This is a genomic window from Bordetella genomosp. 4 (assembly GCF_002261185.1).
GTDB lineage: Bacteria > Pseudomonadota > Gammaproteobacteria > Burkholderiales > Burkholderiaceae_B > Bordetella_A.
In genome coordinates, this window is record NZ_NEVQ01000013.1 from 12,618 (window position 1) to 28,312 (window position 15,695).

The window sequence follows — 15,695 nt, forward strand, 5'->3', positions numbered from 1 at the left end:
GTTGAAGCGGGCAGCTGACCGCGTCGTGAGGCGCTTACGGTCCGATTGCCTCGGCTCGACGTTTAACCAAATCTAGCCCTCGCCTGACCTCCGCTGAGTCGAACGGCACCCGGCGCAACCTCAGCCCGGTAGCATCGAATATCGCATTGGCGATTGCCGCGGCACTCGGTACTGACCCAGACTCCCCAGCCCCCAATGGAGGTTGGTCCTGGGTCGGCATGATCAAGATATCGATATCCGGAATATCCCCGAATCTGATGATAGGATACCCACCCCATTCACGCGATACGACGCCAGCATCGTCAAATGCCACGCGCTCCATTAGCGCTCGGCTGACCGACTGGATCACATTGCCGTGGATCTGATGCCGCACACCCGCCGGGTTGATCACCAAACCACAGTCGTAGCCTATCCATACTTTCAGTACGCGCACGGTAGCGCGTTCTAGGTCTACTTCGACATCGCAAACCCAGGCACAGTAAGCCGACCCTACGCCAGGAAAGGTGCCATGTACGTATTGATGCTGGGCAAACCCACGTCCCCTGCGTATGTGCGGGCGTTGCGGATCCGCATGTAAACGGGGGGACGGTCCTGTCTGCCAGCCCGCACGCTCGGCCAGTGCAATACTCAGCGCACGAGCTCGCGGGTCCTCCATGAAGCGCAGGCGGAATGCGACAGCATCCTCGCCATGCTGATGCGCCAGTTCGTCAATGAACGATTCATGGCTAAAGACGTTCGGCAATGCGGATACGCCGCGCATCCAGGCGGCCCGTACGATCGGTGCCATATCCTGCACAGCAATGCGTACATCGCTGCATCGGTACTGCGGCACGGCAGTGCGATCGCCTTTGTGCTCGACGATGGGGTCTGGGGCAATCGTGCCTGTTTGCATCAACGCGAGAACGGGCGCGTTATTCGACGGGTAGCGATTGACGAACTCATACGCCAATGTGTCGGGGCCGGTGACCGCGCCTCGTACATCCATGATCTGAGTGGTGCCCTTGGGTTCCCAGCTATGCTCTTCCTCCCTCATGAGCTGCAGACGGACGGGGGCGCCTACTTCGCGCGAGATCAGGGCGGCTTCGGCGGCGGCGTCGTCAGCGCAGTTGCGGCCATAGCAGCCCGAGGCTTCCATTCTCACGATGCGTACGGCCGAGTCGGGCAGATCCAGCAATGCCATGATGTCGGCGTGCAGAAAATGCGGATTCTGCGATCCGCTCCATACGGTAATGGCACCGTCCCGATAATCCGCTACCGCACAGGATGGACCGATGGATGCGTGCATCTGGTAGGGCCATACGTACGTCGCGGAATGCGTGTCCGTGCGAGCCGACAGCGAGTCGGTGGCGTTTCCGTCTTCACGCAGTACCCGTTCTTTACTCGGGTTGGCACGCACCGCTGCCTCGGGATCGTTCAGATCGGGCAAGGCTGGCGGCATTGCCCATTGCACTTTCAATTGCCGGGCGGCACGGATGGCATGTTCCTCCCGGCGTGTGACGACAGCGACGAAATCGCCCTTGACCACGACCGCTACTATGCCCGGAATATCCAATACCGACTCGCGATCGACGGCAATCAATGACTGTCCAATCATGGCGCCACTATCACGCCCGGGATAAGGCGGGCGGACCATGCGTGCATGCAGCATGCCGGGTAACCGCAAGTCATGAACGAAGATCAACTCGCCTTTGATTTTGGCGGGAATATCCACGCGTGCGACGCTACGTCCCACGATGCGATATTGGTCGGCAGGTTTGAGATCGACTTTCGCGTCGATGTCGATATCAAAGTGTTCGCCACGCGCAAGACTGCCGTAGTCTGTCGTTTGTTCGCCCGGGCCCGTGATGATTCCGTCTGCCACGGTGAGCGTATCGGCATCGCAAGACCATTGCTGCGCGGCGCGTTGCAAGAGGGTTTTTCGTACCTGCGCCGCAGCTCGGCGCAGGGGCACGGCAGCGCTCTGAATCGATGCGCTGGCCGTGGTGGGACCCTGGTCCGGTGTGCGGTCCGTATCGCCCAGCACCATGCGTACGCGGTGCATGGGGACGTCCATTTCTTCGGCCACGATCTGGGTGAACGCGGTACGTACTCCCGTGCCCAGGTCTACGTGGCCATTGCACGCGATGATGTCGCCTTCAGGTGTGATCTCGATGAAGGTATTGACGCGGGATTTGGAGACGCGGTTCACCGCGTGGCGAGCTGGAGGCTCTCCTTGCGCGTCAAGCCGTTCGCGCGATACGGGCTGCCGATCTTGCACGAGTCTCATGGTTTAACCTCCTGCACGGCGGCGTCATGTCCGTGTTCGCGCAATCTGGCAACAGTCGATTCGACGTTTGTCCACCGGGGTTCATTCGCACCATAGCGTCCTCGCAGATAGTGCACGAGGTCGGTGATCTGTTTATCGTCCAGTGAGTGGGCGAATCCAGGCATGTAGCCCAGATTGTCGTTCGCCGGTTCCGTAATGCCCCGCAGGATGATATGAATCAGGTTGTCGGGCCGGGCGGCAGTGAGGTTGGTGTTGGTGGCCAGATCCGGGCGTACACCGAATAGCGGCAGACCGCGTCCCTGATCATGACAGGCAGCACACGAGCCCTCATAAATGCGTTGTCCGGTTATGTCCGACAGCGTTAGCGCTTGTGCTGTATTTTCGGTTGCGGTTGCGGGTGCGGCCGCCGTCGCAGACGACGACGCGGCCGAGTGCGTACGTTGATCAACAACCCCCTGTAAATCCGTCAAGTACGTCGCCATTGCCAGTATGTCCCGATCAGGCAATTCGGCGAGTCCCGCAATGACAGGCGCCATAGGGCCGGCGGCCACACCGTGTTGAGCGGAATGACCCGTACGAAGATACGTATAAAGCTCTGCTTTCGACCAAGGTTGTGTGCCGCTGGTCAAGGCATTGAGTGCGGGGGCGTCCCAGTCCTCTATCGTGGCCCCCGACAGAAACTGTGCCGGGCTCTGCTGTTCAGCGCCGAAGGCGTTGCGCGGCGTATGACAGGCACCGCAATGTCCGGCGCCATTGACCAGGTAAGCGCCGCGGTTCCACAACATTGACTGATCGGGGCTCGGTTCAAAGGGCTTGGCATCGTGGAAAAGGAGGTTCCAGCCGGCCATCAAGGGGCGAACGCTGTATGGAAAGGCTAGATCTGTCTTGGGTGGCTGGGCCGGCACGGCGGGCTGCGACATGATGTAGGCATAGAGCGCCTGCATGTCCGAGTCCGAGAATTTGGCAAAGGACGTGTAGGGAAACGCCGGGTACAAATGCCGTCCATCACGACTGATGCCATGCCGCATGGCGCGGTCAAAGGCTTCGTAGCTCCATGTGCCGATGCCGTTGACTGGGTCGGGCGTGATGTTGGTGGAATAGATGGTACCGAATGGCGTGTCCATGGCGAGGCCGCCGGCGTTTTCCTTGCCGCCCGGTGCGGTATGGCATACCACGCAATCGCTCGCCGAGGCGATGAGCCGTCCCCGCTCGATCGCCGCATCGGAATACAGGCTGATGTCGGGCGTGACAGGGGGGATTGCCGCTCGCCAAGGCAATGCCGTGGCACTCAGTCCTGCCGCTGCTGCAGCCAGTGGTGTTGCCCAGGCAGCAAATCGACGCCAGGTGGGACGCCTCCTGTCGCCCGGCTCCGCCGGCCCATCGGAGGCTAGTCCCGTCTCTAATGCCGCACGCTGCAGCGCGATGCCATCAAACGGCGCGCGGCGCAGGCGCAATCCCGTCGCATCGTGGATGGCATTGGAAATGGCCGCCGCCAGCGGCAGCGTCAGTGCGGTGCTACGCGACAGTTCAGTGGGCATGACTGCGTTCGTGCGGGGCGCAACGTCGGCCACTTGGATGGCGGGAACCGTCGTCGCGGTACCCCAGTCATCGGGCGATCGTACTGACCCGAGCAACTGCGCCGTCGCATGCGAGATGCGCTCTTGCAGCTCGGCGCTGAGTGCGGGGGCTTGGGTCATGCCCTCGATGTGGTGACCGACTGTCAGGCCTGTCAGATCGATTTGCCCTGAGGCGAGGTCGACCTCCATATCTACGACCCAGGCGGACCAGGCGCGTTTGGCGACGTCTTCGTCTTGCGTGACAACGTAGGCGAAACCGCGTCCATGCCGTGACGTTGCTGTTTTTCTCGGTCTATCTTTAAGCGAAGCTCCCCATTCTGCGCGCTGTGCGACGGCCTCGATCAGAGCGCGGCCTTGGGGATCGTTCAGGTGTTCCAGGCGCCACTGAACAGGGTCCTGCGTCTGCTCGCACGCGGTTTCGTCGGCAAAGCTTTCCAGCGCAAACACGCTGGCCAGTTCAGCCACTGCCTGCGGTACTGTGTCATTTGGCGTCAGGGCGGCTTGTGATGGCGAGATCGCCAACGTCAAGTCGTACGGCATGATCACCTTGCCGCCGAGCGCCGGTGGCGTAGACGTAGCCGGCAGGGCCGCCAGCAGGGTCCATGCGGAGTGCTCGGCGAGCGGCAGGGATGATGTCAAGGTCCAGCCTGATGCGTCCGCGCGGCTACGGTTCGGTTTTATGGTGACGTTCAAATCCTCCACATACCGCGTGGGCCGCGCGCGGACCGTCACGCGCCGCCCGATCATGCGCGCGATCAGCGCCGCATCAATCGCGGCATCATGGGCAGCGGACGTATATTCGTTAGACGATACCGAGGTCGGTTGCAGCAGACGGATGTGCGAGCGGTCGATGCTGAACAGCCTGGATAGCTCGGCACAAAGGCGGTGCGGGGCGGCATGCTCTGCCAAGAGCTCGAGTGTTCCGTCATCCCTCCACTGTGCCCATGCCTGGGACGAATCGATGATCTCACCCGGCATCGTCGTCCAGGTGTATGTCACGCCATTGGGCTGCTGCTGCTGCTGCTGCTGCTGCTGCTGCTGCGTGCTCGAAGGCAGCGCGGTATTTTGCCATGTGATACGCAGGCCCGTGGCCACCGCTTTGGCGGTCAATTCATTGGGCGATACGACGGCGACAAACGTCTTTTCTTGCAGCACTCTGACCGGGTGATCGGCTTGTGTGGCAGCGTGCGTGTCTACCGCAGTGACGACAGAACCGCGATAGCTCAGACCGTCCCAACTGGCATCGGGCGCACGCAGTACAACCGCTGTCCAGGTTCGGCTCTGATCATCGGCGTCGAAGGTGTCTGGCAAATCGGCGCTCATGTTAGTTTTCCCCCGCCAGGCGGCGCGCGGCCAACTGCACGGCCTCAATGATTTCCCGGTGAGTGCCGCAGCGACAGAGGTTGTAGCGCAATGCGTCTTCTATCTCTGATTGGCTAGGACGGGGATTGCGGCTGAGCAGTGCGTGTGCGGAAATGATCATGCCATTGACGCAGTAGCCGCATTGCGCCGCTTGTGCGTCAATGAAAGCCTGTTGTACGACGCTGAGTTCGTCTGGTGTAGACAGGCCTTCCAGTGTCGTGACAGCACGGCCCGATGCGGCTTTGACTGGCACCACACAGGACCGCGCGGGCGCGCCATTGATGAGAACGGTGCAAGTGCCGCATTCACCCAGGCCACAGCCATACTTGGGGCCATTCAGCTCCAGATCGTTGCGCAACACATAGAGCAGCGGCGTGTCGGCCTCCACGTCCACGCGCACTGCCGTGTTATTCACATTCAAATCAAACTGCATAGCATTTTTCGGGAGGCTGTCTGTTGGTTGCTTGTCCCGCTCAATCCACTTTGATCTTGCCGTCTTTGATGACTTTCGCCCACATGACAGACTCGTCATTGACAAACTGTTTGGTGTCGGCGAGGGACATATAAGAGCCAGTTTCACCCGTACGGTCCAGACTGGATCTCATCGTGTCGCTTTCCAAGGCCTTTTTCACCGCGGCGTTGAGCGTTTCCAGAATGGGGGCAGGTGTCCCTGCGGGAGCGAACAATCCCGTCCAGAAATACACGTCAAATCCGGGCAGCGTCTCAGCGACGGTCGGGATCTTGGGTAAAAATTTGCTGCGTTCAGCAGATGTCACCGCCAAGCCGCGCAGACGTTCCTGGGACAGATACTGAGTCGTGGCGGGCAACGTAGCAAAAGCGAAGTCGACCTGACCGGAAATCAGGTCTGTCATGGCGGGGCCGCTGCCCTTATAGGGGATATGCGTGAAATTGCTCGACGTCTGCAGTTTCAGTAATTCACCGGCCATGTGCGGCGTCGTGCCTAGTCCAGCGGACGCGAAATTCAACGACTTACTACCGTCTTTGCCTGCCTGGATCAGATCCGCCAGCGTTTTTACGGGCGACGATACGGGCACGGCCAATGCCAGCGGTGATTTGGTGATCATTGATACGGGCACTAAATCGCGCTCATACACATATGACACCGACTTCATCAGGCTCGGATTGATAATCAGCGCAGGGTCTGCCACCAGTAGCGTGTAGCCGTCGGGTTTGGCGCGCGTGACGGTGTTGGTTCCGATGATGCTGCCCGCGCCTGGCCGATTTTCCACGACCACCGTTTGACCCAGCGATTGCTCGAGTTGCCGGGCCAACAGACGGGTGACCGAATCGACACCTCCGCCAGGGGGATATCCGACGACCAATGTGATGGGCCGATCTTTTGGATAGTTATTTTCCGCTGCGACAGCGGTGGCGGGTAGAGCGGCAGTTGCCGCGAATGCGACAGCCAGCGAGGCCGAAAAAAAGGTACGGCGGCTGATACAGCAAGATAGAAATTTGGACATTCGTCACTCCGATAGACAGTTATCGTCCCCTCAACGCTCGCGTTCTTCTGTGGCGAGTCAAGACGAAAATTTCCGGTGTAAATCAGTACCGCAACAATACGGATGTACCAAAAATGGGTCAAACGATTTATTCTTGGGTTTGGCTAAATTTTTTTCATCTCAACCATGCATATTTCCCAGCTTCCGCTCACGGCTTTGCGCGCCTTCGAGATGGCCGCACGTCATATGAGCTTCAAGGCTGCGGCTGCGGAACTGCATGTCACGCCTACCGCTGTCGGTCATCAGATCCAGCAGCTCGAGGCCGTGCTCGGCGTCAAGCTGTTCGATAGAGGGCATCGCAGCCTGATCCTGACCGCAGCCGGGAAAAGCTGTCTGCCGTCTCTACGGCGGGGATTCGAAGGGTTGAGCGAGGCGATGGATGTGTTGGCGGAGTTTCGCGAGGTCGGGGTTCTGTCGCTGAGCGCGCCGCCATCCTTTACGCTCAGGCTCCTCATGCCTATCACTCATCAGTTTCTGGCGTTGCATCCCGAGGTTGATTTAAACGTCACCACCCGTATGCGCGAGCCCGGTTTGTCGCTGCGGTCGGCACGGGACGAAGCCGCCACCTTGCAGGACTGGGTAGAGAATGCCGATGTCGTGATTGTTTATGGCGACAGGCCCGAGCTGGATGTAGAAATCTGTGAGATCGTGCCGCTGTCGCTGGCGCTGATGTGCAGTCCGGCGTTGTTGGAGCGCGGGCGTGCATTGCAGTCGCCAGCGGATGTGTTCAACTTTCCCTGGCTGCATGACGAGCGGGGCGTGAAATACGGCACGATGTCATTCTGGGAACAATGGCTGCGCGCTGCGGATCTGGAGCCCGCCACGCCTGAGGGCGGACACCGGTTCACTCATGCGGCCTTGGCCATCGAGGCGGCGGTCCGTGGTGAGGGGCTGCTGGTCAGTACTCCCGAGCTTTGCCGCGCCGAACTCGCCAGAGGGGCATTGATCGTGCCGTTTGCCGTTACGGTGCCGTTCGATGCCTCGTATTACCTGCTGACGCGCAGGGGAAATACGCCGCGCATCCGTGCATTTACCGATTGGCTCGGCAAGGCATTCATAGATGATGCAGAGCCCGCCCATCAACAAAAATAAATAGAAAATTTTTCATGCCAAGCGCCAATGGGAAATACCAGGGTTTACCGTGTTTATAGGGTGTGTACCAAATTTGGTATATTTCCAGATCACCCTAACAATCGGTCGGTGGTGCGCTATCACCCTAGGCCAGGCACCGCAACGCTGGCACCGGCACTACGCTGCGGACATTTGCTGCTATGGAAAAACCCGGCCTGGAATTGGCATCGACATTGCATGAGATTGTCTCGAGGACCGTTGATGGTCGCGAGGCGGCAATGAACGAGGCATTAGCCCGCATCGGTGAACGTGATGCCCAGGTACAGGCCTGGATATATATCGAGAACGCCGAGACGCTGCGTGAGGCAGCGTCAACCATGCCTGCCGACTTGCCGCTGGCAGGCGTGCCTTTCGCCGTCAAAGACGTCATCGACGTGGCAGGCATGCCTACTCGTTGCGGGTCTACTGCCGAACCGGATGTACCGCGTGCTTTCGATGCCAGTTGTGTCGCGTTGCTGAGACGGGCGGGCGCAGTGCCGGTGGGCAAGGTCGTGACCGCAGAATACGCTTTTCGCCGACCAGGGCCGACACAGAATCCCAGGGCCCCGGGGCATTCCCCGGGAGGCTCTTCCAGTGGATCGGCCGCTGCCGTGGCGGCGGGCATGATTCCTTTTGCGTTGGGTACGCAAACCGGTGGGTCCATCATCCGGCCCGCAGCCTATTGCGGGGTGGTGGGATTCAAGCCTTCGTTTGGCGCCGTATTCCGGGACGGGCTGCGTCAGACGTGTGAATCGCTAGATGTGATCGGCTGGCATACACGATCGGTGGCGGATACGCGTCTGTTGGCCGATGTCTTGTTACCGTATCCTCGGCCCGATGCTGGGGTGGCTACGCCGCCGCGCACCGTAGCCATTGTGCGCGGCGATCCGGATAATCTGCTCGAGAAGGCGAGTGAACGTGCATTAGCGGCCGCTCGCGAGGCTTTCGAGCGCCACGGGATCCGTTGCGTCGATGTGCCCTTTGATCGAGCCTCGGAAATCGCGGAGATCCACGCGACAATCATGCATTATGAATTCGCGCGCAGCTTGAGCCCCGTTGTACAGCGTTGCCCTGACCAGGTCAGTGCCAGCCTGCTGGAGACGGTACGCAAAGGGTTCAACATTGCTGCGCAAGACTATCTCGCCCAGCGCCACGCTCAACTTTATTGGCGGGATCGATGGGCTGAACTGATCGGCGATGCCGATCTGCTTGTGACGCCGAGTACGCCTGGGGTTGCCCCGCAAGGGCTGGCCAGCACGGGGACGTCGGCATTCAATCGGATCTGGTCCGCACTGGGTTGGCCTTGTCTGCATCTACCTATGGATACTGAGGATGCCGGCTTGCCGATAGGCGTGCAACTGGTCGGGCGCTATGAGTCTGATCACCAGCTATTGTCGTGGGCTACTGCACTGCACGGGATGTTGTTGACCGGAGAATAATCCAAATAACGTCCACAACTAAATTTGCTAGCCCATATAGAAGTGCGCGCACTTCAAATAATCGCGCGCACTTCCTAAAGCGCTCACTTCATATCAACCGTTTCGAGATACTTGATCGTTTCCGCTACGCTCACAACGTCACCATACTTGGTATCAATGTCGAACAGGCTTTGTTGATGTGATGCGGCAGAGCGGTCACCCACGCCTTCGGCGACCACGATGGGTCTGAACCCCAATTGAACCGCATCTACAGCCGTTGCGCGTACGCAGCCGCTCGTTGCAGTGCCGGTCATGATCAGCGTATCGATACCTCGATTGACCAGGCGTGACATGAGGTCCGAACCAAAAAAGCAGGACGCGTATTTTTTGTAAAGCAGCACGTCGTCATCCGCGCGTTCCAGACGGCGGTCGAGCTGATAGCCCTCGCCATCGATATGCAGGGTAGATTGTCCGCGCATTTTCTGATGCCAGATCCCCGCGTCACGCAGTTTCGCGTCTTCGTATCGAACCATGCTGAGAATGACAGGAATGTGCTTCTGGCGTGCCACTCGGGTCAGTTTATTCGTGACGTCGATCTGCTTGCTCAAGTCTGATCCCAGAGGTTGAGATGGGTCGGTGAAGCCATTGCTCAGGTCGATGACAATCAATGCAGGTTTTGTTCCAAATCCAAGACGGCCTCCAAAGCCTCGCTTTTGAAAGAACTCTGCATCACGGGAATCCAGGCTATTGGCCAGATCATTCATTGTGTTTCATCTCCGTTAACAGCTCATGGGGAGCTAATCGCCATAGGGGCTCCAGTTATCGCCTAGCCGGCGTGAATTATTCCACCCGGATATTTGCTTGCTGGATTACCTTTTTCCATTGTTCGGCGTCCTGGTCAAAGCGTTTTAGCCAGGCGGCATAGTCGATGACATCGGGTTCGATTCCCTGCACTGCCAACGCCTGCCGTACGTCATCTGAGGTCGTTACCTTGCGTACTTGATCGAACCATTTTTGGCGTACGTCGTCGGGAATGCCACGTGGGGCTAACAGGCTGACGCGGAATGTGGTCGTGTAGTCGGGCACGCCGGATTCAGCCACGGTGGGGACATCCGGTAGCGCCAATGCTCGTTTTTCGCCCGCTACCGCGATTGCTTTGAGTTTCCCCGCTTGAATATGAGACAGGACAGAGCTGATCGGTGAGAACACGACTGAAATTTGTCCTCCCAGCAAATCGTTGACTGCGGGCGCTGTGCCTTGATATGGCACGTGCATCAGAGGAACCCCAGATTTCGCCGCAAAGTACTCGGCCGCTAGGTGATGGATGCTGCCAATGCCTGCCGACCCAAAAGTCAATTGGCCTGGATGTGCTTTGGCATAGGCGATGAACTCTTTGATGTTCGACACCGGCAGGGACGAGTTCACCGAGACCACGATGGGTACCTGGGCGACCGGCGCGACCGGCATGAGCTGCTTATGCGTATCGTAGGGCAGGCGTTTGCCGTAGAGAACTGGCGCGACGGACCATAATTCGTTCGGTATGACGAGCAGCGTATATCCATCAGGCTCGGAGCGGGCTACGCTACCTGTCCCAATCTGGCCCGCAGCACCGCTACGGTTTTCCACCACGACCGGGACATTCCATTCATTGCCCGTACGTGTGGCGATTTGGCGTGCCAGGTAATCGGTGCTGCCGCCGGCGGGAAAGGCGTCGACGATACGGACCGCGTGGGTAGGGTAGGCTTTGGGCTCCGCCTGGACCGGTGATGTGGCTTGGCTTCCCATTAGTGCTAATACCGCTACACAAACATTGAGGATTCGGTTCCAATACACAGGACTCTCCCATTGATGATCACGATTGGCTAGCACTATTTGAAATGAGGGGTGGCAACACTGTCCAAGACTGTTTTCATTTGAGAGCGAGAAGACTTTGATATGCCTGCTGCCATTTCGTCTTTGTCGGCTCGACGTTTTCGGCATCGTATGGATGCTTCATCCTTGAACCAGCTATATTGATTCTGCTGAGGCTATGAATCTCCGACAGCTTCGTTGTTTTGTTGCCGCCGTCGAACAGCGCAACGTCACGCGCGCGGCGGAACGCCTGCATATGGCGCAGCCCGCGTTGGGCCAACATATCCGCGCGTTGGAGGCCGAGCTGGATGTGTCGTTGCTGGATCGTCATTCCCGAGGCGTCAATCCCACACAGGCAGGCGAGCGGCTATACGCCCGCAGTCTGGAGATCATTGATCTGGTCGAGCGTACCCAGCGCGAGGTGGCTGCATTGGGCAAGGGTGCATCGCAGACATTGACGTTGGGACTCACGCCCAGTCTGACGCTGTTGATGGGTACGGATCTGCAGCTCGCATTCGGTGAGTACGCTGCCGGCAGCCATCTGCGCCTATGGGAAGAGCCCAGTTTCAGATTGGCGACGGCGGTAGAGGCCGGCGAGCTCGATGTGGCGTTGGCGTACGACATCGTGCCCCGTTCGGCGCTGTCACTGACCGCTGTCATGGAAGAAGAAATGCTATTCGCATGCCGCCCCGATATCGCGCCCGATGCTGCCACCGTAGACCTCGCATACATTCTGAGCCGTGATTTAGCGTTGGGATCGTCCCAGGATATCGGGCGAAGGGTGTTGGCACACGCTGCTGGACGCACGCCAGAGGACCTCACCGTGCGCTATGAGTTGCAGTCTATCGCCGGTATTCGGGATCTGCTGTTGCGCGGCACGGCATGCAGTGTGTTGCCGTACGGCAGTATTGCTCACGAGATCAAGGCGGGACGGTTGGCGGGACGTCGCATAGAAGGAGGGGTCTTAAAGAGCACACTCAACGTTGTGACCCGCGCGACGGGAGACGGAAGGCAACCATGGATGGACCCTTTGTTTGTGTGGCTGATCGAACGTGCCATCGTTATGGCGGCGACTCGGCAGCCATCCCTGACGACCAGGATCGGAACAGATTTTCTTCCGTCTGTTATTCAGGCTTGATCTTTGCTTTCTGGATAAGTGCGGTCCATCGCTGAAGTTCCGAATCAAAGAATTGAGTCGACTTCTCGACAGACAAATGGGTGGCGATTCCGCCCGTTTGCTCCAGCGATTTAATGGCCTCTGGGTTGGACAGAGCCGCTTTCACTGCGCTGTTTAAACGGTTGACGATGTCGGGCGGAGTGCCTGCCGGGGCAAACAAACCCGTCCAAAACTGTACTTCAAAGTTCGGAAAACGTTCCGCGACGGTCGGTATATCCGGGAATAGACTACTGCGTTTCAATCCTGTCGTAGCAATCACGCGTACTGAGTTTTTCTGAATGAAGGGCTTTGCGGAGGCGATGGTAGCGAACGAGAAATCCAGTTGGCCCGCAGCCAGATCGGTCATGGCCAGGGCCGTGCTTTTATAGGGCACGTGAGTAAATGGCGCATTCGTGGCAAATCGCAGCATTTCGGCAGCCAGATGAGGTGTGGTACCGACGCCCGACGAGGCGAAATTCAGACCGCCTGGCTGTTGACTGGCAATCGTGGACAAATTAGCGACGTTGCTGGCTTTAGATGATGGCGGGACGACGAGCACGAGGGGAGACATGGTCACCGTCGACACAGGCGCAAAACCATTCTTTAGGTCATAGCCGATGTTGTCGGTCAAGGCGGTATTGACAACGAATGCGGGGTCGGAAAGCAATAACGTATAGCCGTCAGCCGGTGCTCGGGACACTTGTGCCGCCGCTATCGCGCCGGCGGCGCCTGGCTTGTTTTCGACGACGACCGATTGTTTGAGTTGACTCCCGAGTTCGCGCGCTAGTACGCGCGCCACGGTATCAGTTCCGCCTCCGGGTGCGAAACCGACCATGATGACGATCGACCGATCCGGGTAGTCAGCACGAGATTGAGCAGGCCAACCACAGGCTAGTAGCGCTACCAAACAAAGCGCTGTTGTACGGCAAGCAAGCAGAAAGACCTTGGGCAGCATGGGTGTGGGATCGCCGAGAAGGTGGTTCGGGGGAAGGTCAAGCGATATTTCTCTGCTGCTCGCACTCGTTCCGTTTATGGAGCAGAGCGTTAATTCTTAATTATAAAGGCTAATTTTGCAATAAATTCCATTTTTGGGACGATTTCGGCGAGAAAACGCAGGAACGGATCACATTGGGCTTGGGACAAGCGCCTGATGCCGACGTGCCTCCGCTACGGTACGCTCCTGCCGCCACGCAGATTGTTCTATGTCCTACGACTAATGTTCTATTTCTGGAGCGGCGGCTAGCCATTATGCTTGCGGCGTACACCAACATGAAAAGAGGAGACCACCATGCTGCATACCGTTTTCCATGGGCTGAGCCGCTGTGCCATGATTGCGGCCTGTGCCATGCCACTAGCCACTTTGGCGCAGAGCAACACGATCAAACTCGTCGTAGGAGCGCCTCCAGGCGGTACGACAGACACCGTCGCGCGCAGTATCGCGCAGCACATGGGCCAGGATTTAAAGCGCACCGTGTTGGTTGAAAATAAACCCGGCGCAGGCGGCAATATCGCGGCTGATTATGTCGCCAAGAGCAAAGCCGATGGCAATACGCTATTGGTCACATTCACCAGTTTTTCCATCAACGCATCGCTGTATCGCAAACTGCCGTTCGACACGATCAAGGATTTCACGCCGATCAGTATGCTGGCGAATGTGCCCAGCGTCTTGGTCACCCGCAAGGATTTTCCGGCGCAGAACATGGCCGAGTTTGTTAAGGAGGTGAAAGCGCACCCCGGCAAATACACCATGGCGCTGGGTGCTGTAGGCTCGTCGTTGCATATGGCGGGCGAGCGGATGAAGATGATGTCTGGGCTGGACATCTTGAACGTGCCCTACAAGGGGACGGCGCCAGCACTCACGGATGTGCTGGGCGGCCAGGTGGATATGATGTTTGCGAGTTCGATGAATGCCTTGTCGCCGGTCAAGAGCGGGACATTGAAAGCATTGGGCGTGACCAGCACCGCCGAACTGCAGCAGTATCCGGGCGTGCCGCCGATCGGCGACACGATCAAGGGATTCGAATCCAATGCCTGGTTCGCGATGTTTGGGCCGGCTGGATTGTCGCCCAAGGTAGTAGCCGAGCTCAACCGCGCCGCGCGCAAGGCAGTGGATACACCGGATTTTCGTAAGCTGCTAGAGGGCGAGGCGGCAACTGCCGTGAGCAGCACGCCTGAGGAGCTCGGCGAATTCGTGCGTAAAGATATCGCACGATACGCAGAAATCGTGAAGTTCACGGGTGCGACGGTGGATTGAATCTTGCAGCCCAATGATTCGCGGAACGGACCGGTTGTGTCTGATGCCGCGACGATCACTATGGAGTCAACGCCCGTATAGCCCCTGGTGTTCAGTAATGCCGCACTGCGTCATAACAATGTACGTACATAATCTCTAATAAGTGATATGTTTATGTACGGACGTTGGCGTAGATCAGCGCCCGAAACCACCAATAAGGAGGCAGAGGATGCGTGGAGCAATAGCGGCGTTATTGCTGGGTGTTGGATTGGGAATTGGTACGGTGACGGCGCATGCAGCCTACCCCGAGCGCGGCGTCAAGATGATCGTGCCATACCCGGCTGGGCAGACGACGGATGTCATTGCCCGTACCGTTGGACAGGAACTGAGTGACGCCTTGGGGCAGGCTTTTTTTGTTGATAACCGAGGCGGCGCGGGCGGCATCATCGGCATGGAGGCTGCCAAGCGCTCGGAGGCCGATGGCTATACGTTATTGATGACGGCCAGTGGACCGATGGCGATCAACCCCGGGCTCTATAGCAAGCTGCCATACGATGCCCAGAAAGACTACGAGCCTGTCGCGCTGGTCGCGATGGTGCCGCTGTTTCTCGTGGTGCGCAAGGATTTCCCCGCCAACAATGTGCGTGAGTTGGTGGACTATATCAAGCAACATCCCGGCCAACTGAACTACGGTTCGGGCGGCAGCGGATTGACCAACCATTTGGCGATGGAAATGTTCAAGAGCCAAGCCGGACTGAATATGACGCATGTGCCATATCGGGGCGCATCGGCGGCGTTGACGGGGCTGTTGAGCGGCGATGTGGCGCTGATGTTTGAGGCCGGCCCTGCTATCAAACCGCATGTCGAGTCTGGTGCGTTAAAGGTATTAGCCGTGGGTGGCCGAGAGCCAGCCCGGGCGTTTCCCGACGTGAAACCTGTCTCGGTTGAAGGGGTCCCAGGCTATGAAGCGCAAGCGTGGATTGTCTTGATGGCGCCCGCAGGCACACCTAAACCCGTCATAGACAAGCTCAACGCGGTGACGCGCGATGTGGTGAACCGCCCGGCTATCCAGAATAAACTCGCCGGCTTGGGAGCGGACACGGTGTCAGTCAGCCCCGAAGACACGCGCGAATTCATCGCGCGGGAGATTTCCGTATGGGGCAAAGCGGTAAAGACTTCTAACGCCAAGGTCGATTGAA

12 protein-coding genes are annotated in these 15,695 nt (G+C 58.5%); 5 read left to right on the forward strand and 7 right to left on the reverse strand.

The annotated features are described in order from the left end of the window. Positions 1-34 precede the first annotated feature (34 nt). From CAL20_RS10345 to CAL20_RS10360, 4 genes are read right to left on the reverse strand one after another with little or no spacing between them, the layout of a single operon-like run. The gene (locus CAL20_RS10345; RefSeq protein WP_094820916.1) at positions 35-2,266 is read right to left on the reverse strand and encodes a xanthine dehydrogenase family protein molybdopterin-binding subunit; all 2,232 of its coding nucleotides are present in this window, start codon (positions 2,264-2,266) and stop codon (positions 35-37) included. After that, positions 2,263-5,166 (reverse strand): c-type cytochrome, encoded by a 2,904-nt coding sequence (locus tag CAL20_RS10350; RefSeq protein WP_094837817.1) that lies wholly within the window; start codon positions 5,164-5,166, stop codon positions 2,263-2,265. Before CAL20_RS10350 ends, CAL20_RS10345 begins: the two co-directional genes overlap by 4 nt. Position 5,167: 1 nt before the next feature. Continuing rightward, positions 5,168-5,638 carry a (2Fe-2S)-binding protein gene (locus CAL20_RS10355; protein ID WP_094837818.1) on the reverse strand — a complete coding sequence of 157 codons (471 nt, stop codon included), beginning with the start codon at positions 5,636-5,638 and terminating at the stop codon, positions 5,168-5,170. A 40-nt stretch (positions 5,639-5,678) separates the two neighbouring features. Next, entirely contained in the window at positions 5,679-6,689 is a 1,011-nt protein-coding gene (locus CAL20_RS10360; protein WP_094837819.1) for a tripartite tricarboxylate transporter substrate binding protein, read from the reverse strand. A 165-nt stretch (positions 6,690-6,854) separates the two neighbouring features. Between CAL20_RS10360 and CAL20_RS10365 the strand changes: the two genes are divergently transcribed. Next, positions 6,855-7,820: a LysR substrate-binding domain-containing protein gene (locus tag CAL20_RS10365; RefSeq protein ID WP_094820920.1), complete on the forward strand. Its 966-nt coding sequence runs from the start codon at positions 6,855-6,857 to the stop codon at positions 7,818-7,820. Between the two features lie 179 nt (positions 7,821-7,999). Then, the gene (locus CAL20_RS10370) at positions 8,000-9,277 is read left to right on the forward strand and encodes an amidase (protein WP_094820921.1); all 1,278 of its coding nucleotides are present in this window, start codon (positions 8,000-8,002) and stop codon (positions 9,275-9,277) included. Between the two features lie 83 nt (positions 9,278-9,360). On the opposite strand, the gene CAL20_RS10375 is transcribed toward CAL20_RS10370, so the two are convergent. Together CAL20_RS10375 and CAL20_RS10380 are read right to left on the reverse strand one after the other, a co-directional pair. Then, a complete protein-coding gene (locus CAL20_RS10375) occupies positions 9,361-10,020 on the reverse strand; it encodes an isochorismatase family protein (RefSeq protein WP_094820922.1) in 660 nt (219 codons plus the stop codon). A gap of 76 nt (positions 10,021-10,096) precedes the next feature. Then, positions 10,097-11,041 carry a Bug family tripartite tricarboxylate transporter substrate binding protein gene (locus tag CAL20_RS10380; RefSeq protein WP_176456480.1) on the reverse strand — a complete coding sequence of 315 codons (945 nt, stop codon included), beginning with the start codon at positions 11,039-11,041 and terminating at the stop codon, positions 10,097-10,099. 244 nt (positions 11,042-11,285) lie between these two features. Between CAL20_RS10380 and CAL20_RS10385 the strand changes: the two genes are divergently transcribed. Next, entirely contained in the window at positions 11,286-12,245 is a 960-nt protein-coding gene (locus tag CAL20_RS10385) for a LysR family transcriptional regulator (protein ID WP_094837820.1), read from the forward strand. Here the strand turns inward: CAL20_RS10385 and CAL20_RS10390 are convergent. Next, positions 12,232-13,062: a tripartite tricarboxylate transporter substrate-binding protein gene (locus tag CAL20_RS10390; protein ID WP_176456481.1), complete on the reverse strand. Its 831-nt coding sequence runs from the start codon at positions 13,060-13,062 to the stop codon at positions 12,232-12,234. The two genes, CAL20_RS10385 and CAL20_RS10390, sit on opposite strands and share 14 nt — an antisense overlap. A gap of 489 nt (positions 13,063-13,551) precedes the next feature. Here CAL20_RS10390 and CAL20_RS10395 point away from each other — a divergent pair, with 489 nt between their 5' ends. Beyond that, the gene (locus CAL20_RS10395) at positions 13,552-14,517 is read left to right on the forward strand and encodes a Bug family tripartite tricarboxylate transporter substrate binding protein (protein ID WP_094820926.1); all 966 of its coding nucleotides are present in this window, start codon (positions 13,552-13,554) and stop codon (positions 14,515-14,517) included. 208 nt (positions 14,518-14,725) lie between these two features. Beyond that, the gene (locus tag CAL20_RS10400; protein WP_094820927.1) at positions 14,726-15,694 is read left to right on the forward strand and encodes a Bug family tripartite tricarboxylate transporter substrate binding protein; all 969 of its coding nucleotides are present in this window, start codon (positions 14,726-14,728) and stop codon (positions 15,692-15,694) included. Position 15,695: the final 1 nt, after the last annotated feature.